The sequence below is a fragment of the Ruegeria sp. BHSA163 genome (genome assembly GCF_059613365.1).
The window spans coordinates 80,192-103,679 of record NZ_JBXWSJ010000006.1; the positions used below are offsets into that span (position 1 = coordinate 80,192).

Sequence of the window (23,488 nt, forward strand, 5' to 3'; positions counted from 1 at the left end):
GAATTCAATTAAAAAGATAAACACTCGTGAAACCATCGTCCGGCGTGACGGGGTCCAAGGCAACACTTGCTCAGGTTGTGTACAAACACCGTGCAACCTCAAATGCAAAGGAACACACAGTGCAGGACTTGATGACAACGATCTCGACACTCCACCGCCCTCGCCTGCTGGCCCGAGCGGCAAAAGAGGGCGCTCAGGAATACGTGCGTGAGCGGCACCTGCAGCGCATTCTTGGTTACGGCAGCTTACCTGGATCAGGGGCAGCTTTGATGCGTCTTATGGAATTGGAGCGTGACGTTAATGCACAACGCCTTAAGGATGACTCAGCTTATTCACTGGTTCGTCATTTAGATCTGATGATCGCAATAGTTGGAGAGGCGCGACTATTTCAAGCAAGCCGCGCCTATCGCCTTCAGTAGTTAGGTAAAGGCATCCGGCATTGATGCCTTTTTTTCGCCCACATAGTCTTGCAAAGCGGAATTGATGTCCGGATCAAGCTGCGGTTGTTTGTAGTTCGCTAACAAATGCTCGACACGCGCCGAGGCCAAAACGCGGGTGTCGCGGCTGCCTTCTTCTTCCCAGGTTTCAAACGGCTTGTAGTCCAGCAGTTCGGATTTCCAGAAAGCATCGCGGAAGTTGGCTTGCGTGTGGGCGCAGCCGAGATAGTGACCACCCGGGCCTACCTCGCGTATGGCATCCAGACCCAGTGCGTTATCGTCATAGGCAACGCCTTTAGCCAAACCGTGCAACACACCCAGTTGATCCGCGTCCATCACGAATTTTTCAAAGTCAGCTACCAAACCGCCTTCCAGCCAACCGCAGGAATGCAACATAAAATTCACGCCCGCCATCAGCCCCATGTTCAACGAGTTAGCTGTCTCATATGCAGCCTGCGCGTCAGGCAATTTCGACCCACAGAACGAACCCGCAGAGCGATACGGCAAGCCCAACCGCCTTGCCAATTGGCCGGCCCCATATGTCACAAGTGACGCTTCCGGAGTGCCGAATGTCGGAGCACCGGAGTTCATGTCGATTGAAGAAACGAAAGCGCCAAAAATTACCGGGGCTCCGGGTCGGATAAGCTGACTATACGCAACGCCTGCCAAAACTTCGGCCAGAACTTGTGTCAGGGTTCCCGCCACAGAAACCGGTGCCATTGCACCTCCGACAATAAACGGAGAGACGATGCACGCCTGATTGTTTTTGGCATAAACCTCCAGCGCGCCCATCATCACATCGTCAAAAGTCATTGGCGAATTGATGTTAATAAGAGACGTCATCACGGTGTTTTCCTGCACAAAATCCTTTCCAAACAGAATTTCGCACATGTCCACCGAATCTTGCGCGCGGCTCGGCTCTGTAACTGATCCCATGAAGGGTTTGTCTGACAAAGTCATATGAGCCATCAGCATATCCAAATGGCGCTTGTTCACGGGCACATCCGTCGGCTCACATACTGTCCCCCCGGAGTGGTGCAGCCATTTCGACATGTAGGCCAGTTTCACGAACTTGTTGAAATCGTCCATGGTCGCGTAACGCCGCCCACCTTGCGCATCCCGCACAAACGGAGGCCCATAAACCGGGGCAAGAACCAAATTTCGCCCACCGATCACCACAGATTTTTCTGGATTTCGGGCATGCTGAGTGAATTGCGAGGGCGCTGTCTTTATCAACTGACGCGCCAACCCGCGCGGAATACGGACACGTTCGCCGTCAATGTCCGCACCCGCCTCGCTCCAACGATCCAACGCAGCGGGGTTGTCAACGAAATTTACCCCGATTTCCTCTAGTACGGTTTCCGCGTTGTTTTCGATTATTTCCAGCGCTTCATCGTTTAGGACTTCAAAATTGGGTATGTTGCGCTCAATGTACTTAGCGGTTTCGATGACAACCGCGGTCCGTTCAGCTCGACGGGCCGCGCCTCCGCCCCCTCTCGCCCTGCGGCGGGTGTTTGCCTCTGCCATGAGATTATCCCGTCTATTTGGTAACTGTTGCCTGGTTTGTTACAAGATCACTGCACGACGCCGAAGGTTCATAACGGCGTAATCGGGGAAAAAGCGACATGTAAGGACCCAGCAAATCACTGCTCAGCAACTAACGTTGCAACTGGTTTTTCCAGTAGTACCGAATTCTCTGTTTGGGCGACTTCGAACCAGCCAAGGTGACGGTATATCGATCTCGTGTCTCGCATAAGCTTGTGCGTACGAAGTCTCAGCAATGAAAAACTACAATCGCGTGCTGTAGTTTCAGCAACTTCCAATAGGCGACGCGCTATACCACGGCCCTGCCCCTCGGGAGCAACGGCAAGGTTGAATATCATTATGGCGTCAGAAACTTCATCGAAGATAATTACCCCAAGGATTTGTTCGTCCACTTCCGCGACAGTCACGTTGTGCTTGTTGATATCTTGCTCGATTCCGCTGGTCACGTCCGGCAAATCGGCTATGGCGCCAAGCGCTGATGCGTAGGCACGGGCAACGCAAAGACGTATAGCGCCAGAATCGGAAGGAACAGCTGCCCGGTACTCGATAGCGGCCATTTTTTCGTTCTCCTGTCGTTGCCAAACCAAGGGTGCAAGGCATTTGACGTCATTGCGCTTGCACAAGCAAGGTATGCGACCTAATAGCCAAGCATGACCCAAGACACTCATGACCGCCTTCTGATCATCGACTTCGGCAGCCAGGTAACGCAGTTGATCGCTCGTCGTCTGCGCGAACTGAACGTTTATTGCGAGATTCACCCTTACCAAAACGTCACGATGGAATTCGTACGTGAAATGGCGCCTCGTGCGATTATCTTTTCGGGAGGGCCCGACAGCGTCACCCGGGCGGGTTCTCCAAGAGTTCCAGAAGAAATTTTTGACTTTGGCGTTCCAATTTTGGGAATTTGCTACGGCCAACAAGTGATGATGCACCAATTGGGCGGCAGCGTCGAAAGTGGCCATGGAACCGCCGAATTCGGTCGGGCTTTTGTCACCCCAAAAGGTAAGCTGGATATTCTAACCGGCTGGTTTGCGGGCGGTGATGAACAGGTCTGGATGAGTCACGGCGATCATGTCAGCGAAATCGCGCCGGGGTTCCAAGTTTTTGGCACGTCACCGAATGCTCCCTTCGCGATAACTGCCGACACCGACAGGCATTTTTACGCGGTGCAGTTCCACCCCGAAGTTCACCACACACCAAAAGGCGCAAAGCTTTACGAGAACTTTGTAAAGCTGGCGGGGTTTACTGGCGACTGGACGATGGGCGCGTATCGTGAACAGATGATCGACAAGATCCGCCAGCAGGTCGGAGATAAAAAGGTCATTTGCGGCCTGTCCGGCGGCGTCGACAGTTCCGTCGCAGCCATATTGATTCACGAAGCTATCGGGGATCAGTTGACCTGTGTTTTCGTTGATCACGGTTTGCTGCGGAAAAACGAAGCTACCGAGGTCGTCGGAATGTTTCGGGACAATTATAACATTCAACTGATCCACGCCGATGAAAGTGAGCTTTTCCTTGGTGAGCTGGACGGCCAAAGCGACCCAGAAACCAAACGTAAAATCATCGGCAAGCTATTTATCGACGTATTTCAGAAACATGCAGATACCATAGAAGGTGCTGAGTTCCTTGCCCAAGGCACGCTTTATCCTGATGTGATCGAATCTGTATCCTTCTCTGGCGGGCCCTCGGTTACTATAAAGTCGCACCACAATGTCGGGGGCCTTCCAGAAAAAATGGGTCTGAAGTTGGTCGAACCTCTTCGCGAACTATTCAAGGACGAAGTGAGGGCTTTGGGGCGTGAGTTGGGATTGCCGCCCAGCTTTATCGGTCGTCACCCTTTTCCGGGTCCGGGCCTTGCGATCCGTTGCCCCGGTGAGATTACGCGCGAAAAATTGGATATCCTTCGTGAAGCGGACGCTGTTTTTATCGAGCAGATTCGCAAACACGGGCTATATGACGATATCTGGCAAGCTTTTGTGGCGATTCTGCCTGTGCGAACCGTTGGGGTAATGGGTGATGGACGGACATACGATTACGCGTGCGCGCTTCGTGCCGTGACGTCAGTTGATGGGATGACCGCCGATTATTATCCTTTTAGCCATGAATTTCTTGGCGAGACTGCAACTCGCATCATCAATGAAGTTAAGGGCATCAATCGTTGCACGTATGACATTACTTCTAAACCTCCCGGCACAATTGAGTGGGAGTGAAGTATTTGGAAATTTACCTTCGCTTGTTATTTGACGCTCCGGAGAAACCTTAATAGTTTCCGATTGTTAAAGAACTAAGTTCGCGAGAAGCTTTATGAACGAAAAGGTGCAGGTCGGTAAGGCTGCCCTATGGATGACGGGCGCCATCGCTTCCTTCTCGTCGATGGCCGTTGCAGGTCGCGAGTTGAGCACTACGCATGATACGTTTGAAATAATGTTCTACCGCAGCCTTGTTGGCATCTGCGTGGTGGCGGCAATCCTGACATTGACCCGTAAATGGCACCAGGTTTCGACCCATCGAATTGGGCTGCATGGCATTCGAAACGTAGTGCACTTCACCGGTCAGAACCTTTGGTTTTACGCAGTGAGCGTAGTCCCATTGGCGCAGGTATTTGCGCTGGAGTTCACGCAACCGATTTGGGTCATTCTTCTTTCTCCGCTTCTGTTGAAAGAGAGGCTGACAACATTGCGAGTGATCTCCGCACTCATCGGGTTTACCGGGATTCTGATTGTTACGCGCCCCGGTGCTGTACCCATAAATGTTGGTATGATCGCTGCAGCGATGTCTGCTATTTTCTTTGCTCTTACAACTATTTCCACGAAGTATTTAACCCGTTTCGCAAGTATAGGGTGCATCATGTTCTGGCTGACGGTGATGCAAGCCGGACTGGGGTTATTGGCAGCTGGAATTGATGGTCAGATCACCATGCCCAACGCTGGTACTGCGCCATTTTTGCTTTTAGTTGGCCTGGCCGGTTTGCTTGCACATTATTGTATCACAAATGCTCTCGCGATTGCCCCTGCGACGGTCGTTGTGCCGTTTGATTTTGCTCGCCTGCCTACGATCGCGATCGTAGGGATGATTCTGTATAGGGAACCTTTGGACTATTGGACGCTTTTAGGGGCCATGGTCATATTCGCAGGCATCTTTTTGAATGTTCACTCCGAAAATCGTAGCCAAACGGCAACAGTTCGGAGTGGTACTCCAACAAAGTAACGTTCGGTCATCAGTTGACGACTAATTAAGGTTTAAGAAAGTAACATCCCGGTAACAAAGCCGGGTGTGCGCAAAAAGGTGCACATCGTAGGCGAGCAGACAGTGCAAGGGAGAGAATAATGAAGAAGACGCTGTTTCAAGCGTGCGCGGTATGTGTTGGCGCGACCACTGTACAGGCCGGCGGTCTTGATCGAAGCGGTCAGGGTGTGAACATCCTTTTTGAGGAAGGGTCAGCTGTGCAGCTTCGTCTAGGCTACACCAAACCAGACGTATCTGGATCGATGCAAGATCTGATCCCAGCCAGCCCAACATTTGGTCAAACGATCGACTCTGGCAACGTGTCCAATAGTTTTTGGTCGCCGCATTTGGCGTATAAAACTGCCCTGACCGAAGAACTGGATTTTGCTCTGATCTACGACCAGCCATTTGGCGCGGATATCGACTATTCGTCAGACTACCCCTTATCTCAGAATGTTTTGGGTTTGGTTGGAATTCCAGGAGCGACAACCGATGTCCTACGGGCAGAAGCTGATACCGACGCAATAACAGCTTTGTTAAGATACAAATTTGACGGTGGCTTCAGCGTTATCGGTGGTGTCCGAGCACAGCGCTTGAAGGCAAGTGTTTCTGTACCCATTGCCGGCGCAGGTGTTACGCCCCCCCAAGGCGGATATCGAACTGAAACCGACGCGGAAATTGATTTCGGCTACGTTCTTGGAGTTGCTTGGGAGAAACCTGAAATCGCGGCGCGGGTCGCCTTGACGTATAACTCGAAGATTACCCATGATCTGTCTCAAACTGAAGCGCGAGACGTAATTGGCCTTACTCCGCTTGGTCCTGCAGCCAGCAGGATCAGTGCGGACACTTCTTCAGAGGTCGTGACACCGCAGTCGGTAAATTTGGACTTCCAGACTGGCGTTGCTCCAAAGACTCTGCTTTTCGGCTCTATTCGGTGGGTTGACTGGCCGCAGACTGTCTATGCGCCGCCAGTTTACACAAGTCTGACCGGAATTAATTTGGTAGATTACGAAGATGCTACTTGGACCTACTCTCTGGGACTGGGTTATCAGTTTACCAATGAATTCTCGGGTGCGGTAACTCTTGGATACGAGTCGTCTCAGGGGAACTCGGTTTCGAACCTCGGTCCGACTGATGGGTTCTGGAGCATCGGTTTGGGTGGCACATACTCCATCGAAAATGCAAAAATCTCGGGTGGCGTTCGCTACACAGATATTGGAGATGCAACTGCAAACGGCACAGGCCCCGGCAACCGGGCTACTTTCGAAGGCAACAGCGCGTGGAGTGTCGGACTGCAAGTAACCTATGCCTTGAATTAATCTGAAGCCCTGAAAAGTTTGTAAGCCTCGCCGGATCGGCGGGGCTTGAATTTTGCCGCAAGAAACGGATCGCTTGATCGGTTCTAGCGTGTCAAACAAGGTTATGACCAATCAAATGTCCCTTTCGCCACGCGCGTGGTCAGAACTAGCTCTCCTAGGTTTGATTTGGGGTGCTTCGTTTCTAGCAATTCGTATTGCGTTGGACACGATCCCAGTGATGACTTCAGTGTTTCATCGGGTATTTTGGGCAACCTTGGTTTTATGGGCGTATATTGTGTTCAAGCGCCTGCCCGTCCCTCGCGACCCGCGCTTGTGGGGGGCATTTTTCGTCATGGGACTTTTAAACAATGTCTTGCCATTTTCGCTTATGTCGTGGGGACAGCTGTACGTCGAAACCGGTTTGACCTCGATCCTGAACGCTGCCACTGCGATCTTTGGCGTGTTGCTGGCTGCTTTGTTCTTTTCTGACGAGCGTTTAAGTAAATCCCGTATTATCGGAATAAGTATTGGCTTTTTTGGTGTCTCGATCGCTGTAGGCTTGCGAAACTTTGATTCACTGAGTGCCAACAACCTAGGGCAGTTCGCTATTCTCGCCGGAACACTCTGTTATGCATTGGCCTCCGTCTGGGCACGCCTAAACCTTGGCCATCTGGAACCGCAAGTTGCGGCGGCGGGGATGTTGACAGCCTCTGCTCTGATCATGTTTCCGATTACATTGGCCGTGGATGGAATGCCCTCGATGATTTTGCCGTGGCAAACATTGGCAGCAATTGCCTACTATTCTATAGTGGCGACGGCTGGTGCGTATCTTTTATATTATCGCGTCCTTGCGATGGCAGGCAGCGGAAACCTGATGCTTGTGACGCTTATCATCCCGCCAATAGCAATAATACTTGGCGCCATTGTTCGCGATGAACGCACGCCGACAAGCGCCTATATTGGTTTCGCGGTACTGGCCGTTGGCTTGTTAATTTTGAACCGATCCGGCAGACGAGATTGACGCCATCCCCTGCCCGATTTAGCTAGGTCTAAACAACGGATGACGACACATGATTTACAACTCAGCGAGGGAATGGCGTAATGCAGCGCGAAAGAAAGTGCTGTTTTTCGGCATGTCCGGATTGGGAAAAACCCATGTTTCGAACATCCTAAGGGATGAAGGTGATTGGTTTCACTACTCGATCGACTACCGTATCGGAACCCGCTACATGGGAGAATATATAACTGACAACGCCAAGGCCGAGGCGATGAAGGTCCCGTTTCTACGGGAACTGCTTTTATCAGACTCCATTTTTATTGGATCCAACATTTCATTCAACAATCTGACCCCGGTGTCGACATATCTGGGAAAACCTGGCAATCCCGATCTTGGTGGCCTCGGAATCGACGAGTATCGTCGGCGGCAAGAACAATTCCGTCTGGCTGAAATACACGCTTTGCTGGATACTGAATACTTCATCGATCGCGCGAAGCGACTGTATCAATACCCAAATTTCATTTGCGATACCGGTGGTTCGATTTGCGAATGGGTGGACCCAAACGACCCGAATGACCAAATTTTATCCGAACTTTCGCGACACACATTGATGATTTGGATTCAGGGCGACGAGGCACACACCGCTGAGTTAATCAAACGGTTCGACAAGGCGCCAAAACCAATGTCTTATCAAGCCGAGTTCCTAGCCCGGGTTTGGGCGGAATACCTTCAGCAATACGATCTCAGAGATAATAACGTGAACCCAAATGAGTTTATTCGCTGGACCTATGCACAAGCTTTGGCTCATCGGCAGCCTAGATACGAGGCTATGGCTGCAAACTGGGGCATCACGGTTACTGCAGACGACGTGAACAAAATTCGCGATGGGAGCGACTTCGACGAGTTGATTGAACGCACCCTTGAGAACATCAACTCCTGAGCCTAAGTTTCAGATTTCGTATTGAGCACAAATAGCGTTATCTCATGCCTATAAAGATACCATCAGACTTGCCCGCTTTCGATGTCCTCACCAAAGAGGGCGTAATGGTCATGTCCGAGGATCTCGCAGCGCGACAGGATATTCGCCCACTTCGCATTGGGTTACTGAACCTTATGCCCAAAAAAATTCAAACCGAGAACCAATTCGCTCGTCTAATTGGAGCCACACCCTTGCAGATCGAATTGTCTTTGATCCGGATGACTGAACACCAAACAAAGACCACTGCAGCCGAACACATGGCGGAGTTCTATCAACCTTTTCAGGACGTAAAGAGCCAAAAGTTTGACGGCCTGATCATCACTGGCGCCCCCATAGAACACCTTGAATTTCAAGATGTGACGTATTGGAATGAACTGGGTGAAGTATTCGAATGGACGCAGTCAAATGTTCACTCGACCTTTGGCGTGTGTTGGGGCGGCATGGCGATGATTAATCATTTTCACGATGTCAAAAAACATTTGCTGAACGACAAAGCCTTTGGCTGCTTTCGGCACCGCAACCTGGACCCTGCTTCGCCGTTTTTACGAGGCTTTTCTGATGATTGTGTGATTCCAGTGAGCCGTTGGACGGAAATGAAGCAAGACGAAATCGACGCTGCCAAAGGTCTAAGAACCCTACTGGGAAGCGACGAGGTGGGTCCTTGCTTGGTTGAGGATACAGCGCATCGCGCGCTCTATATTTTCAACCATTTTGAATATGACAGCGATACGCTCAAGCAAGAATATGACCGGGACATCGCCAACGGTACGCCAATAAACGTTCCGATTAACTATTATCCGAATGACGACACGCACCAGACTCCACAAAATCGGTGGCGAAGTCACGCACACTTGTTGTACGGTAATTGGATCAACGAAATATACCAGTCCACACCTTTTGATTTGGAAAAGATTGGTCGCTAAGTTTCTGATAACCTTGTGCCTTGCCCTTTCGTTAGTGGCTGGGGCTGTTGTTTGGCGATCTGCCTCACGCGAAGCGATTGCCGAAGCAACCTATCCACCGGAAGGGCAAATTCTGGACGTTGATGGAAATGCGATCCACGCCGTCGTCTCAGGTAAAGGTCCTGATGTCGTGTTGATCCACGGTTCCAGTGGAAACACCCGTGACATGACGTTTGCGCTTGCGCCGATACTGGCCGGTTCTTATCGAGTAATTGTTTTTGATCGTCCCGGATTGGGGTACTCTGAAAGCTTTAATCCCGACGGGGAAACCATTGTTGAACAAGCGAAAATCCTTCAAAAGGCTGCGGAATTACTTGGGGCAGAGAAGCCAATAGTCGCGGGGCAAAGTTATGGTGGATCAGTGGCCTTGGCGTGGGCGGTCACACGTCCCAACAATCTCTCCGGGCTTGTATTGATAGCGCCAGCGGCCATTCCGTGGGAGACGCCGCTGGATGCTTTCAACACTATCGGAGCGACGGCTGCAGGTCGCACATTAGTCCTCCCGCTGATTACAGCTTTCGTGCCTGATTGGTATGTGGCTCAGGCATTGGACAAGGTTTTTGCCCCTCAAATTGCACCAGATGGTTATGCAGATCATTTCGGCCCGGGTCTAACTTCGCGACGTGCGTCTATGCACGCAAATGCCAAACAACGCGCAAACTTGCTGGCTGAGGTGACAGAACTTCAACCCCGCTACAAAGAGATCAATGTGCCAACTGAAATTGTCCACGGCACTGCGGACGCTACTGTTGGGCTAGGCTGGCATTCCGACCGCCTGATCGAACAGATACCCGGGGCAGAGTTAATTGAATTAGAGGGAATTGGTCACATGCCTCAAGTCGTTGCAGCCCCTGAAGTTGCAGCGGCTATAGATAGAGCGGCAGACCGGGCAGGTTTGCGTTAGAACGCTCCCTAATCCATAGTGGAGTATGGATATTATTGCGAGGTGGCCCATGACCCGTGCCAAAAAAGGCGCTATCGAAAAGTACTTTCGCGACGACGCCCCAAAAGACATTCGGAAAGCCATTGAAGCGTCGAAGAAAGGCGAAATCGTTAACCCCACCTACCCCTACGAAGACAAAATGAAGACCAAGGATTACGATCAGCAGATGGAGGCACTGCAGATCGAGTTGGTCAAAATGCAGTCGTGGGTCAAAGAAACCGAACAACGTGTCGCAATAATATTTGAAGGTCGCGATGCAGCAGGGAAAGGCGGAACAATCAAAAGGTTCCGGGAAAATCTCAACCCACGAGGGGCGCGAAACGTGGCGCTCGGAAAACCTTCGGATGCCGAACGTACTCAATGGTACTTTCAACGGTATATTCCCCATCTGCCCTCAGGCGGGGAAATCGTGTTTTTTGATCGCAGCTGGTACAATCGCGGGGTTGTAGAAAACGTCTTCGGCTTCTGTACTTCACAGCAACGAGAACGGTTTTTTCGGCAGGTTTTGCCTTTGGAAACTGGGTTAATAACAGACGGTATTGTTCTATTTAAGTTTTGGCTAAACGTCGGCCGGGCCGAGCAGTTAAACCGTTTTTTAGCGCGCGAAACCGACCCTTTAAAGCAATGGAAACTGAGCCCAATTGACATTGAAGGTTTAAGCAAGTGGGAGGAATATACCGAATCGATATCGGAAACCCTGACTCGAAGTCACAGTAAATTCTGCCCGTGGACCATTGTACGTTCCGACGACAAAAAGCGTGCCAGACTTGCAGCTATCCGCACGGTTTTGCAGGCGCTGGACTACGATGAAAAAGATCCTGCCGTCGTTGGCTCTCCGGACCCCAAAATCTGTGGTGGACCGGAGATTTGGGAAGCATGAAACACCTAATGTGCGCAGATAAACTTCCAATCCTTGCCCCAACCTGCCCGCAGATTGCCTATTGTTTCTAAAAAGTGGCTTTTTGAACTTTCGCGAATTCGACAGACACTTGAACAAGTCATTGAAGCTTTTCGGAGCCTAATCGATCTTTTTTTGACCTAGTAAGCGGTTGTCATTGTTTATTCAGATTGCCGCTTTGATTACAGCGATTTGCATTTCCATACTCAGTTGCGAACGTTCCAAGTAGCATCGATTCAAGGGAATAATTGATTGAATTCTGCCTGCCAATATGATTGCTCGCTGATTAGCTAAATCCGATTACGTTTTGTTTTCATAAATAAATCTTTGATCATTGCGATTTGCACTTTGCCCCTAATCCAAGTGCCGTTCTGGTATCACACAGCGAAAAACCTTCGCATAGCCGCCAGGTTGGTCCTGAACGCTCTTAGTCAGCGATTATTGCCGTTTACATAATCGTTGATCATACTGGCTTTTGGCGTTGCGTTGTAGATTGGCCACTAAATCTTTCATAAAATTCAATTTCTTTGGGGATTTCACAAAGTTCATTATTCAGCTGAAGTCTTAGTGCCTTTAACAGCGGCGCGTCGACTGCCCACTCTCGGTTGGACGAAGCGGTCTTGATACTCTATTCGTTTTCCTCTGATTATAATAAATGAAAACTCGCCTGAGGCAGGGATGACGAAACGCGGCTATCACCACGGAAACCTCAAACAGGCTTTGATCGAGGCTGCTCTCTCTCTGATTGAGGAAAAAGGACCGACCGGGTTCACCTTATCTGAGGCTGCGAAGACTGCCGGCGTGACCCCTGCTGCGGTTTATCGGCATTTCCACGGGCGAGAAGATTTGATTGCCGAGGCTGCACGACAAGGCTTCGAGATGTTCGCGGACCTTATGCAGTTTGCTTATGACAAGGGTCAGCCATCGGCTTTAGCAGCTTTTGAGGCAACCGGACGCGCCTATCTGGCGTTCGCTCGAAAGCATCCAGGACACTATATCGCGATGTTCGAAAGCGGCATATCACTGAACCGTACGCCGGAATTGGCTTTGGCCGCCAACCGAGCAAAGAGCGTATTAGAAAAAGCCGCCGAGGATCTATCGCAGCATATCCCGCCGGAAAAGCGCCCCCCCGCCTCTATGTTTAGCGCACACATTTGGGCGATGAGCCACGGAGTGGTTGAACTTTACGCCCGAAACACAGGAGCAACATCGCCCTTTCCCCCAGAAGATTTGCTGGAATCTGGAATTGGTATTTATCTTCGGGGATTGGGTCTGGTCGCCCCTGATGACTAAAAATCTCAGAATGCCCGGCTGGGTTTTGGTGTTGATAGACGAGACGTGACATTAATCAAATCCATCTGCCCCATACCTTTTATATTTACAGGGCCCAAATCTGTTATTTGAAACTCATCAATCAATGCGTATTTCATTTCTGCGGGCGCAACGATGTTCATCGGGTTTGCGAATACTTGCAATCTGGAAGCTATGTTCACTGCAGGGCCAAAAACGTCATAAACGTATTTCTGAATTCCTACGACCGAGCCTACGGCGGCGCCCATACCCAACCCGATACGGGCCTGCCACTTGTGCGGATGGCTTTCATTTCGCCGTTCTAAGTACCGCAGAAATCTGACCGCACAGTGGGCGACTGCCGTGGCGTGATCTGGTGTTTCATCAGGCATTCCCGACACTGCCAGATAGGCGTCGCCGATGGTCTTTATCCTTTCGCAGCCGAACTGCTCAACGATACGGTCGAATGCAGTGAATATATCGTTCAATTCGCTTAGCGTGACAGTGGGATCGGTTTTGGCAGCAAAATCCGTGAACCCAACGAAGTCCAGCATTACGACCGAAACCTGATCGAACAACTGTGGCGTAACTACGCCAAATGTCTTGAACTCTTCGTAAACGGCGCGGGGCATCAAATTCAGTAGAAGGCGCTCAACCCTTTCCTTTTCACGCTCCAGTTCACGAGTATTGCGCTCGACCATAGTTGAATAGCTGTCAATCATGCTCTCCAACTCACGTATCCTCGTGATATTTTGACATTCTACGACAAGCACTTGTTCTTCCAGACCGTTTGCCAATGAGACCGCGGTTGCAAAAATCAACGTTCGGCGTCGCGGTTTGATCTGCAACTCGACAGAGTAACGAAGCCCGGATTGTTTGACATCGTCCAATTCCTTGGGGTCAAGACCCGGTAGCACGTCCAGCAGAGACTGGCCTGGTTCCGGCGAGCCAAACCACTCTGCAAAGGGGCCATTGTGAAAAACAAAACTTAGGTCCGAGGCGCGAACAACAGCGACGCCCACTCCAATAGCTCGCAGCAACTGCTCATTTATGGCTAGTATACTCATGCGGCGTTCCGCGTAACGATGATGGAGCGCTTTTCCTCAATTGCGTCTATGGCAAGATTAACATCCTCTTCGGCCATACCATGCATTTCTAGGGCTTCTCTGAACAACGCAGACATTTCGTCGAAATGCGCGTGCGAGATATTGAGATGTCGGTGTACCGCCTCGATCCGGTCATCGCTGAACGACGCTGGTCCTCCTACCAGCGAAGATACAAACTTCGTTTGGTGGTCGATTAGTCTTGGCAAATCAATATTTTCGAAATGAAACCCAATCTCTTCGGAGTCCAGGGCCATTTCGTAGAAAGTTATCACTATACGGCTTATGGCTTTGAACCCGCCGTATTTTTCATAGATCGACTGACTCACAACGCTAACCGGTTCACAAGTTTCAACAACAACTTGAGGTTATATCAACTTGACAGTTTTGTTAACGGTTTTACGAACACTAGGCCTTTGCTGTTGCAGGCGACCGCAGACAAGCGTCGAAACACTGAACGAATTTACCGTTGTCGACCGTTCTAAAACACGTCAGTAGCTCTTAACGATTGAAATGTATGGCTTTGCCTTCTTGAAGTGCTTCTTGCGCGGCAATTCCCATTTGAACTGCCCAGATACCATCGTTCAAAGTAACATCCGGAACGGTCCGGTGCCCGCGCACCAACTCAAGAAAGCCCTGATGCTGAAAATAAGTTGAGCCATTGTGATCCCCCGCAGCCAAGAGGCGCGGATCCACAGGTATATCCTTGGAAATTGGTCCCTTTGGCTTTCGCGGGCTGACGACAAGTTTTGGAACTGGCGGCACACCAAGATGATCGGGCCAAAATCTAGCCGGACCGGGAACCAACGCCTCAATCTTTCCTTGGGCGCTTACAGCGGCGATTTCCTCTTGGTATTCAGATCCTTCCGCGAACATGCATAATTCAAGCATAGCGCGGGCACCCGAGGAAAAATCGACGATTACGTAACCGTGGTCTAAAATATCGGGCGTTTCACCGTCATACTCTTCATCTAAATGATTAACTGCCTGCCCTCCGCTGGCATAAATTCGAACGGGGTCAGAATTTAGAATTAGCCGCATGAGGTCGAAGAAATGGCAACATTTTTCGACAAATGTACCCCCCGTATTGCGGTTGAATCGGTTCCAGTTGGCGATTTTGTCCAAAAACGGAAAGCGGTGTTCTCGGATCGATAGCATTTTGATCCCGCCCAAAGCATCCTTGGCTTCGGCGATTAGGGCTGAAATGGGCGGCATGTACCGATACTCCATCGCTACCCAAATCGGATGCGGATATGTTTTTTCGATCTCCAGCAATCGATCAGCGTCCGCAGGGTTTGTGAACAAAGGTTTCTCAACCAGCAACGGTAAAGGGCGGACTTTGGCGATTTCAACAATCTGGTGAACGTGCAAGTGGTTTGGGCTTGCTATCACAAGGCAATCCAAATCCTCTACTGACAACAAATCGGTTATCGATGCCACCAACCTTGAGCCCGGCGAAATCCGCCGCGCAATATCAGCCATGTCAGTGTCAGGCTCATATATGGCCGACACGCGCGTACCCTCAAGCAATGCTATATTGTGTAGGTGCTCTTGCCCCATCATTCCGCATCCGATCAGCCCGTAATTTATGGTCCGGGTCATGCGATATCCCTCATTCTATTTACTTAAGACGTTGCACGTATGCTGCTCGATCTGGGTCAAACCAAGTTTTTGAGAACTCGACAGGTTCGGCCTTTTCAGACCAACTGAACCGTTCGATGTAACCCACAATGTGTCCAGCAGGCTTTGTGAATTCGGCTGGCGTCCAATCAGGCAGCGATCCAATCGTCACTCGATCCTCAGCCCGGGCAATCCAGAACCCAAGTTGGTGTTGATAGTAACGGTAGAGCGAGTCTGACAGCAGCTGCTCATCAATGAGTCCAACTGATTCGTCCAGCCAGATCTCCTCGAGAGCAATAATTGTGTCATTGAGATAGCGAATCCTGCGTACTCGTGAGCCACGGTCCGATTCCCCGAAATCTCCTAGATCGGCAGGCTTTACAAGATGATCGACGGAAAGAATATCGGCACTTGGCAACCCTCCGCCCTCGGGCAGCTCCAAGCGGAACATCGCGTAGACGCTGTTATGTGTTCCGGTCTCGCATACATAGTTTCCGGAGCCCTGAATACGCTCCAACATGCCTTTTTTTTCAAGCTCGGCCAGCGATTTTCGCAATGTACCTACCGATACATTCATATCCGCAGCCATATCGCGTTCCGGCGGTAGACGCTCTCCTTTTATCAAACGCCCAGCAGTTATATCCCTGATCAGCAGTTCTGCGATCTGGATATAAATCGGAAGGGCATTCGGATTTCTGTCAGCTTGTGTCACGAGGGGCGCTTCACTCGGTCGCAGGAAAAATTGATACACTATTGATCTACATCAAAGTGATTGCTACGCAAGAGTAAATGCAAAAAACATCTCGGAGCCCAACCAAATGACAATCGTCCCAATCACATCCCCTGATCTGGATGCGGCTGAGGTATCATGGTTTGCTGCGCTATGTTCAGATGACTATCAATTTCTCGGCGTACCCGACGGTAATTTGCGGTCAAGTTGGGAACATTGCTCGAGCATTGTGAAAGAGGCAGAAGCTCAAGGCTTCCGAAATATTCTGTGCCCGTCATCCTATCAAGTCGGCCAAGACACGTTGAGTTTTGTTGCGGGCTGCGCGCCCATAACTGATCGGATCAACCTTTTAGCGGCTGTACGTTGTGGTGAGATGCAGCCGATAATGCTTGCGCGAACGGTTGCAACACTTGATCACATGCTCAAAGGACGATTGACCGTCAACATTATCTCCTCTGACTTTCCGGGCGAAAAAGCTGAAAGCGCCTATCGCTATCAGCGGTCACGCGAGGTAGTCGAAATACTTAAGCAGGCCTGGACGCGAGACGAGATCAATCATCAGGGCGAGGTTTATAATTTTTCCGGACTGACCACTGATCCAGCACGCCCCTACCAAATCGATGGGCCACTGCTGTACTTTGGCGGCTATTCGCCTCCTGCTTTGCAGTTGTGCGGTGAACATTGCGATGTGTACCTGATGTGGCCAGAGACCAAAGATCAATTGGCTGAGCGGATGAAAGCGGTTCATGCCGTGGCCGATGAGTGCGGTCGCACACTGGATTACGGCCTGCGTGTTCACATGATTGTTCGCGATTCAGAAGCAGAGGCTCAGGAATACGCCGAATTTATCGTGTCGAAACTTGACGACGAATATGGCCGTGCCATTCGTGAGCGGGCATTGGATGCGACTTCGCTGGGCGTCTCACATCAATCCAAAAACCGTGATCTGGCGGACCAATATGGCTATATTGAACCTGGCCTGTGGACCGGCGTTGGCCGGGCACGCTCAGGCTGCGGTGCTGCTCTGGTAGGATCCACCGATCAGGTGATGACAAAGATCGAGGAATACCAAAAGATGGGGATCCGCGCCTTTATCTTTTCGGGGTATCCTCATTTGGATGAGGCGCGGCATTTTGGCACCCGCGTTATGCCAAACCTCAAAACCTGCTCTCTTCCAGAAGCTTATGGAAGAGTTCCTACTGAAACCCCTGCTACCCCGTTAGGCAATGGAGTCCGTCGCTAATGCAACGCGTTAAATTATCCGAAACGCTTGAGATGAGCCGTCTTGTCTACGGCATGTGGCGGCTGGGTGATGATAATGACACCTCTGCCTCTCACGTCGAAGCCAAGATTCAGTCCTGTCTGGATCAAGGCATCACGACTTTCGACCAAGCGGATATTTATGGCGATTATGGTGCCGAGGCCGTTTTGGGGAACGCTTTACGCGCCAACCCTCGCCTACGTCAGCAAATGGAGATTGTGACCAAGTGCGATATCGTTGCTCCGTGCGGGCGGTATTCAGATGTCAAAGTCAAATACTATGACACGTCAAGGCAGCATATTCTGAAGTCGGTGGATAATTCTCTTTCGGAAATGGCCACCGACCATATCGATCTTCTTTTGATTCATCGCCCCGACCCCTTTATGGACCACAACGAAACCGGGGCGGCTTTGGACGAAGTTGTGAACAGTGGCAAGGTCGGCGCAGTTGGTGTGTCGAATTTTCGGCCTTGGGATTGGAACCTATTGCAATCCGCAATGAAATCGCAACTGGTCACAAACCAGATCGAGATTTCTTTGGGCGAAATCGCTCCGTTCACCAATGGGGATTTGGCATTTCATCAACAAAATAGCCATCCTGTCATGGCTTGGTCGCCGCTGGGTGGAGGCATGCTAATGTCCGGCAACCCGCCGGTCGGGGTCGTTGCCGACGAGATTGCGAAAGAGTTCGACGTAGACCGCGCTGCTGTAGCGGTTGCGTTTTTGCTTGCCCATCCTGCAAAGATACTGCCGGTTCTCGGCACCAACAATCTGGATCGGATAAAGCGCATATCTGACGCGCTTAAGGTCGATCTGGATCGGGAAACCTGGTTCCGCCTGTATGAGGCGGCGCTGGGCCATGAGGTACCATGATGAACGCAATCACCCCGAACATGGCGCACACTTTTGTTCCCCGGAAGGATGATACCCGAACCCTACGGGACGCATTTGGTCGATTTGCAACCGGAGTAACCGTTGTCACCTGCGACAGCGATGACGGGCCGATTTGCATCACGGCCAATAGCTTTTCCTCACTATCATTGGACCCGGCTTTAATCATGTGGGCGGGAGACAGAAACTCACGAAGGTTTCGGTATTTTCGTAAAGCGCAACACTTCAGCGTTCACGTTTTATCGTCGAAACAGGCAGAGCTGTGCTATGGCTGCTCTAAAGATGCGTTTGCATTGAAAGCGATTGAACACAATCGCTGTGAAAATGGCACACCTTTACTGACAGGTTGTCTGGCAAGATTCGAATGCGAACGGCATGCGTATCACGACGCGGGTGACCACGTTATTGTAATAGGGAAGGTTCTTAGGGCCAGCATGGCGGACGGAGACGCCCTGACCTTCTACGCCGGGAAACTCGGCCAATTCGCGCACCAATAAGCGCGGTAAGTGTTGCGGGGTTTAACCTGTGACCAAATAAGGGAGGATCCGCATGAGCGGATTAACATCGGTCCTTGCACCGATCGCGTATGTAAATGAAACCGCGCTGCGATTGGGCCGTGCGGTTGGGGTCGTTGCGATGGCCGTTATGGTCATAGCAATTCTGATTCAGGTGTTTTTTCGATACGTTCTAGGTAACGCCCTGCCCTGGCCGGATGAAGCTGCGCGATTTTGCATGCTGTGGATGACAGGTCTGATGGCGCCAACTGCGTTCCGTCGTGGCGGATTTGTAGCGATCGACATGGTTCCGCAAATGCTGCCTCGAGTTTTCGGACAATTGCTGAACATCTTCTTGCTTGTCGTTTCCCTGGTAGTCTTGCTGGTTGCCGTAAATATAGGATGGTCCGAAGTCACCGGTTTTGGTGGCAAATTCGCGACCGCAGCACTGTATCTTCCGACGTCAATTGGATTTGACGAATGGTACCGAATTCCACGCAGCTGGATGATGGCCTCACTGTTGGTTGGTGTTATCCTTCTGATCGCAGTCAACATTGAACTTATCCTGCGGGCGGTAATCACACTGTTGGGTGGCGGTGACATGTTGCCTGAAATCGCCGACGCCCCAGTAGGAGCTGAATAAATGCTTATCTGGTTCCTTCCGACATTCTTGGTCTTTTTGATGATCGGTCTGCCGGTCTTTTTTGCCCTTCTGGCTGCGCCGGGAATTTTGTTGTGGTTAAACGGCCAAACCAACGACATCACGCTGCTGTATCGAAATGTTTACAACGGTATGGACAGCTTTCCCCTTATGGCGATCCCTTTCTTTATGCTCGCCGGAGAGCTTATGAATCGAGGTGGGATCACCATACGCCTCGTTGAATTCAGTCAAGCACTGATGGGGCATCTACGTGGTGGACTGGCGCATGTAAACGTTCTCAGTTCCATTCTTTTTGCAGGTCTTTCTGGGTCGGCCGTCGCAGATACCTCGGCGCTGGGATCAATGCTGATTCCCGCTATGGAAAAACAGGGGTATACCCGCCGTTTTGCTGCTGCAATTACAGCGGCCAGCTCAGTAATCGGACCGATTATTCCGCCTTCGGGCATCATGATCATCTACGCGTATGTCATGGGCGAAAGTGTTGCCGCCCTTTTCTTAGCAGGAATCGTACCTGGCGTAATGGTGGGTGTCGGTTTGATGCTGATGATCAAGGTAATGGCCGACCGTTATGACTTCCCAGTTGCAAGCCGCAAATACACATGGGGCGAGCGTCGTCAGGCAAGCCTTAAAGCGTTTTTCCCTTTGTTGACTCCAGTAATCATTCTTGGCGGTATCTTGGGCGGCATATTTACCCCGACGGAGGCCGCCGCTGTTGCCGTTGGTTATGCATTTTTGATCGGTTTTTTCGTTTTACGCACCCTTACGCTCAAAGAAGTCCCCGAAATCCTTAGCAATGCGGGTCTGACTTCCGCTGTTGTATTGTTGCTTGTTGGTGCGGCGATGGCTTTCAAAACCGTAGTGAGCCTAAGCCATGCACCAGAACAATTGGCCCAGCTTATCCTCAGCCTGTCGGAAAACCCGCTTATTCTGCTGTTCCTGATCAACCTATTGTTGTTCATCGTGGGTATGTTTTTGGACGCTGGTCCAGCGATTATTATTCTCGGCCCGATCTTGGCACCAATTTTTACCAGTCTCGGTGTAGACCCTATCCACTTTGCCATTATCATGAGCGTTAACTTGACCGTCGGTCTGGCTACGCCACCCATGGGTTTAGTCCTTTTCGTCGCTGCCGCTGTTTCGCGCGAAAAAGTCGAAACCATCGCAAAGGCCATTCTGCCGTTTCTGGCTGTTGAAATCATAGTGATCTTTTTGATTACTTATGTTCCGGCAATCTCAATGACGATCCCGAGAATAACGGGATTTGCTAACTAACTGAGTATCACAGGGAGGAAACGCATGCTCAGAAGATTCATTAAATCGGCCGCGGTGGCCACTTCGCTGGTTGCAGCATCCGCCATTGCAGCTGCGGCTGCAGATTACACACTGCGCGCGACGGCGAATTCAAATGAAAACGATGAAGACTATGACGGATTGATCGTTTTCAAAAACTATGTTGAGGCCGCCTCGAACGGTGCGATCGAAGTCGAACTCTTCATTGGTACTCAGCTTTGTTCGAATGGCGCGGAATGTCTGCAAGGTGTCGCTGACGGAACAATCGATATATACATTTCGACGTCTGGTGGTGCATCCGGTATTTTCCCGTACGTTCAGGTTCTGGACTTGCCCTATCTGATGGCCGATGACCGGATTGCCGAACACGTTCTATCTGGTGATTTCACCCGCAAAATGCGCGATATGGCATTGGAAGACTCCGGCGGCGCGATCCGCTTGATGACAATCGGAAATACTGGCGGCTGGCGCAACTTTGCCAACACTCAGCGCCGGATCGCAGAGCCAGCAGATATGGAAGGTCTGAAGATCCGCACCGTGGTAGCGGACCTTCCGCAGGAGCTGGTAAAGGCTTTGGGCGCTTCACCAACACCTATCCCGTGGCCAGAGCTGTTCACCAGCTTTCAAACAGGTGTCGTCGAAGGTTCCAAGAACGGTATTACTGACATCATGGGAATGAAGTTCCCTGATGCAGGGCTTCAATACGTCACGCTTGATGGTCATGCCTATATGGGCGCTCTCTGGTGGATGAACAACGCGAAGTTCCAGGAACTTCCAGAAGACATGCGACGCGTCGTAGTTGATGGATTTTATGCGTTGCAGCAGGCTACTTTTGCATCGCCAAAACGTAAATCCATTCAAGCATACGAGGATTTCGTAGCTGGCGGAGGTGATCTGTACGTTCCGACCCCTGAGCAGAAAGCAGCCTTCAAAGAGGCGGCTACGCCCGTCTACGAATGGTTCCAGTCTAACGTGGGCCGCGGAGATGAGGTGTTTTCAGCTCTGACCGAGGCTGTGGCTGCAGCCGAGGCGGAGGTCAACGCATCGCGCGATGCAGACCTGAACTGACCTACCGGGGTCGGGCTGTTACAGTCCGGCCCCGCTATCGAAACGGGTACATCCACCCTTTGTAGTCGTTTACTAGAATATGAGCTCGTTCGATCTGCTCTGGCGTCATTTTCTTGACTATTTCTTCAAGGCTGATCGCTGCGTCGGGATCGCCACCGATAGCGCTGAGCGTGTACCACATGTAGGCGCGTACAAGATCTGGCGCGGGCATACCGAGCCCCAACTCGTAATACCAGCCGATGCCCGATTGCGCACCCGGATGTCCTTTCATAGAAGCCCGCAAATACCATTCAAAAGCTCGTTCATAGTCCTGTTCCACTCCAAGCCCCAAACCATACATCACGCCAATCAATTCTTCCGCTTCGGCATTACCCGAGCGCGCAGCTGGCATCAGTTCGTCTCGGGCGGCTTCAAACTCTCCGGCTTCCATCAAGTCACGCGCGCCCTCAAGTTCAGCCAGCGTCGGCGTTGCAATAAGACAAAAGGCAAAAATGTACTGACGCATTTGTGTTTTGCTTTCCTGTTCGCTGTACCAGCAACGTCACAAGAGCTACCTCGGCCGCTGACAGATGAAGATTTCATCCCCTTTGATATGAAACAGGCTGCCGTCGGTCATCAGCTTTTTTACGATCCGGTTTTATCTGGAAATCAAAATATCTCCTGCGCCCATTGCCATCACCCCGACTTTGGCACTTCCGACGGGTTATCTCTTGGCATCGGAGAGGGCGGCGAAGGACTTGGACCGGAACGCACACCTGGAAAAGGCCGGCATAAAATTCGCAAACGCATACCGCGAAACTCGCCTGGTTTATGGAACCTTGGCGCAAAGGAAATTCATACTCTGTTTCATGACGGACGCCTCAGCCATTCTGATGTTTACGGAAACGGCTTCAACTCACCTGCGCAAGAATGGCTGCCGGAAGGACTGAATTCGCTGCTCGCAGCACAGGCTTTGTTTCCTCTGACTGCACAGTTTGAAATGGCCGGAAATGTTGCTGAAAACGAAGTTACAGGTGCTGTTCATGACAGAATCGACAAAGGCTGGCCTATCATTGCAAAACGCGTTCGAACGGATCCGCTTTACGGGAAAGCCATCGTTGAAGCGTTTGATGATGTAGACACACCCAATGAAATAACGATTGTTCAGGTTGTGAACGCACTTGCTGCTTTTATGGCGCTCGAATGGCGCAGCACCGACAGCCCCTTGGATCAGTACCTTTCCGGTGACACCACAGCTTTGTCGCCAAAGCAAAAAAAAGGGATGGACCTGTTTTATAGTAAAGCCAAGTGCGCAACCTGCCACTCCGGCCCCTTAATGTCGGACCAAAAGTTTCATGCGTTAAGCATTCCACCTTTCGGTCCGGGTAGGACGCGGCAATGGGATCCATACGCCCGCGATGTTGGTCGCATGGGGGAAAGCAACAGGTTGGAAGATGCCTATCGCTTTCGCACACCGATGCTTCGCAATGTAGCTTTAACCGCACCTTACGGTCACAACGGTGCCTTCCCCGACTTGGAGAGCGTCGTCAGGCACCATCTCGATCCAGCAGTCAGCTTTGAAAATTGGGCTGAATACGACGCTAACCTGCCGCCCGTGCCTTGGTTGCAAGGCGCAGATTTCATAATTTGGCAGGACAAGTTAGAAATGCAGCGTGTTCGATCGACAGTCGACATTCGTCCAGTAACCTTGTCAGACGAAGAAATCGGCAATTTAGTGGCCTTTTTGTACGCATTGACTGGTACCAGTGTCGAAGAACCGCCATTTGGAGTTCCGGACGGGTTTCAGCCGTAGCTTAA

At 51.0% G+C, this 23,488-nt stretch carries 24 protein-coding genes; 17 read left to right on the forward strand and 7 right to left on the reverse strand.

All coding sequences use genetic code 11. The annotated features are described in order from the left end of the window. Positions 1–26: 26 nt before the first annotated feature. Positions 27–419, forward strand: coding sequence for a DUF6477 family protein (locus AC2FNV_RS04885; RefSeq protein WP_496772572.1), 393 nt, complete (start codon positions 27–29; stop codon positions 417–419). On the opposite strand, the gene AC2FNV_RS04890 is transcribed toward AC2FNV_RS04885, so the two are convergent. Next, positions 420–1,964, reverse strand: a complete 1,545-nt coding sequence (locus AC2FNV_RS04890) for a trimethylamine methyltransferase family protein (protein WP_170606716.1) — start codon at positions 1,962–1,964, stop codon at positions 420–422. 116 nt (positions 1,965–2,080) lie between these two features. Next, a complete protein-coding gene (locus tag AC2FNV_RS04895) occupies positions 2,081–2,539 on the reverse strand; it encodes a GNAT family N-acetyltransferase (RefSeq protein ID WP_170606714.1) in 459 nt (152 codons plus the stop codon). Between the two features lie 93 nt (positions 2,540–2,632). Between AC2FNV_RS04895 and guaA the strand changes: the two genes are divergently transcribed. From guaA to AC2FNV_RS04940, 9 genes are all read left to right on the forward strand, one after another. Continuing rightward, on the forward strand, positions 2,633–4,192 hold the full coding sequence (gene guaA, locus AC2FNV_RS04900) for a glutamine-hydrolyzing GMP synthase (protein ID WP_170606712.1): 1,560 nt from the start codon (positions 2,633–2,635) through the stop codon (positions 4,190–4,192). Positions 4,193–4,286: 94 nt separating this feature from the next. After that, positions 4,287–5,189: a DMT family transporter gene (locus AC2FNV_RS04905; RefSeq protein WP_170606711.1), complete on the forward strand. Its 903-nt coding sequence runs from the start codon at positions 4,287–4,289 to the stop codon at positions 5,187–5,189. A gap of 119 nt (positions 5,190–5,308) precedes the next feature. Continuing rightward, positions 5,309–6,526, forward strand: coding sequence for an OmpP1/FadL family transporter (locus AC2FNV_RS04910; RefSeq protein ID WP_170606709.1), 1,218 nt, complete (start codon positions 5,309–5,311; stop codon positions 6,524–6,526). Positions 6,527–6,641: 115 nt separating this feature from the next. After that, positions 6,642–7,526, forward strand: coding sequence for a DMT family transporter (locus AC2FNV_RS04915; RefSeq protein WP_367648160.1), 885 nt, complete (start codon positions 6,642–6,644; stop codon positions 7,524–7,526). A gap of 49 nt (positions 7,527–7,575) precedes the next feature. Beyond that, positions 7,576–8,442, forward strand: a complete 867-nt coding sequence (locus tag AC2FNV_RS04920) for an ATPase (RefSeq protein WP_496772576.1) — start codon at positions 7,576–7,578, stop codon at positions 8,440–8,442. 44 nt (positions 8,443–8,486) lie between these two features. Then, positions 8,487–9,404 carry a homoserine O-acetyltransferase MetA gene (metA, locus tag AC2FNV_RS04925; RefSeq protein WP_170606705.1) on the forward strand — a complete coding sequence of 306 codons (918 nt, stop codon included), beginning with the start codon at positions 8,487–8,489 and terminating at the stop codon, positions 9,402–9,404. After that, positions 9,394–10,347 (forward strand): alpha/beta fold hydrolase, encoded by a 954-nt coding sequence (locus AC2FNV_RS04930; RefSeq protein ID WP_496772578.1) that lies wholly within the window; start codon positions 9,394–9,396, stop codon positions 10,345–10,347. The genes metA and AC2FNV_RS04930 overlap by 11 nt, the downstream gene beginning before the upstream one ends. 49 nt (positions 10,348–10,396) lie before the next feature. Then, positions 10,397–11,266, forward strand: a complete 870-nt coding sequence (ppk2, locus tag AC2FNV_RS04935) for a polyphosphate kinase 2 (RefSeq protein ID WP_170480226.1) — start codon at positions 10,397–10,399, stop codon at positions 11,264–11,266. Positions 11,267–11,962: 696 nt separating this feature from the next. Continuing rightward, positions 11,963–12,577, forward strand: coding sequence for a TetR/AcrR family transcriptional regulator (locus AC2FNV_RS04940; RefSeq protein ID WP_170606703.1), 615 nt, complete (start codon positions 11,963–11,965; stop codon positions 12,575–12,577). A gap of 5 nt (positions 12,578–12,582) precedes the next feature. Here AC2FNV_RS04940 and AC2FNV_RS04945 read toward each other — a convergent pair whose 3' ends face one another. From AC2FNV_RS04945 to AC2FNV_RS04960, 4 genes are all read right to left on the reverse strand, one after another. Next, positions 12,583–13,641 carry an adenylate/guanylate cyclase domain-containing protein gene (locus AC2FNV_RS04945; protein WP_170480222.1) on the reverse strand — a complete coding sequence of 353 codons (1,059 nt, stop codon included), beginning with the start codon at positions 13,639–13,641 and terminating at the stop codon, positions 12,583–12,585. Next, positions 13,638–14,006, reverse strand: a complete 369-nt coding sequence (locus AC2FNV_RS04950) for a group I truncated hemoglobin (protein ID WP_170480220.1) — start codon at positions 14,004–14,006, stop codon at positions 13,638–13,640. The genes AC2FNV_RS04945 and AC2FNV_RS04950 overlap by 4 nt, the downstream gene beginning before the upstream one ends. Before the next feature lie 172 nt (positions 14,007–14,178). Next, positions 14,179–15,279: a Gfo/Idh/MocA family protein gene (locus tag AC2FNV_RS04955; protein WP_170480218.1), complete on the reverse strand. Its 1,101-nt coding sequence runs from the start codon at positions 15,277–15,279 to the stop codon at positions 14,179–14,181. 19 nt (positions 15,280–15,298) lie between these two features. Beyond that, complete coding sequence (locus AC2FNV_RS04960; RefSeq protein ID WP_170606702.1) at positions 15,299–16,009, reverse strand: GntR family transcriptional regulator; 711 nt, start codon at positions 16,007–16,009, stop codon at positions 15,299–15,301. Positions 16,010–16,115: 106 nt separating this feature from the next. On the opposite strand from AC2FNV_RS04960, the gene AC2FNV_RS04965 reads away from it, so the two are divergent. The 6 genes from AC2FNV_RS04965 to AC2FNV_RS04990 are packed head-to-tail and all read left to right on the forward strand — an operon-like array spanning position 16,116 to position 21,691. After that, on the forward strand, positions 16,116–17,270 hold the full coding sequence (locus AC2FNV_RS04965; protein ID WP_170606700.1) for an LLM class flavin-dependent oxidoreductase: 1,155 nt from the start codon (positions 16,116–16,118) through the stop codon (positions 17,268–17,270). Continuing rightward, the gene (locus tag AC2FNV_RS04970) at positions 17,270–18,160 is read left to right on the forward strand and encodes an aldo/keto reductase (protein WP_170606698.1); all 891 of its coding nucleotides are present in this window, start codon (positions 17,270–17,272) and stop codon (positions 18,158–18,160) included. Before AC2FNV_RS04965 ends, AC2FNV_RS04970 begins: the two co-directional genes overlap by 1 nt. Then, positions 18,160–18,675 (forward strand): flavin reductase family protein, encoded by a 516-nt coding sequence (locus AC2FNV_RS04975; protein ID WP_437436821.1) that lies wholly within the window; start codon positions 18,160–18,162, stop codon positions 18,673–18,675. The genes AC2FNV_RS04970 and AC2FNV_RS04975 overlap by 1 nt, the downstream gene beginning before the upstream one ends. 52 nt (positions 18,676–18,727) lie before the next feature. Then, the gene (locus AC2FNV_RS04980; protein WP_170606694.1) at positions 18,728–19,315 is read left to right on the forward strand and encodes a TRAP transporter small permease; all 588 of its coding nucleotides are present in this window, start codon (positions 18,728–18,730) and stop codon (positions 19,313–19,315) included. After that, positions 19,316–20,605 (forward strand): TRAP transporter large permease, encoded by a 1,290-nt coding sequence (locus tag AC2FNV_RS04985; protein WP_170606692.1) that lies wholly within the window; start codon positions 19,316–19,318, stop codon positions 20,603–20,605. It begins immediately after the preceding gene. A gap of 24 nt (positions 20,606–20,629) precedes the next feature. Next, complete coding sequence (locus AC2FNV_RS04990) at positions 20,630–21,691, forward strand: TRAP transporter substrate-binding protein (protein ID WP_170480206.1); 1,062 nt, start codon at positions 20,630–20,632, stop codon at positions 21,689–21,691. Positions 21,692–21,725: 34 nt separating this feature from the next. Here the strand turns inward: AC2FNV_RS04990 and AC2FNV_RS04995 are convergent, their stop codons facing one another. Then, positions 21,726–22,196 carry a tetratricopeptide repeat protein gene (locus tag AC2FNV_RS04995; RefSeq protein WP_170480204.1) on the reverse strand — a complete coding sequence of 157 codons (471 nt, stop codon included), beginning with the start codon at positions 22,194–22,196 and terminating at the stop codon, positions 21,726–21,728. A gap of 87 nt (positions 22,197–22,283) precedes the next feature. On the opposite strand from AC2FNV_RS04995, the gene AC2FNV_RS05000 reads away from it, so the two are divergent. After that, positions 22,284–23,483 carry a cytochrome-c peroxidase gene (locus AC2FNV_RS05000; protein WP_170606690.1) on the forward strand — a complete coding sequence of 400 codons (1,200 nt, stop codon included), beginning with the start codon at positions 22,284–22,286 and terminating at the stop codon, positions 23,481–23,483. Positions 23,484–23,488 lie beyond the last annotated feature (5 nt).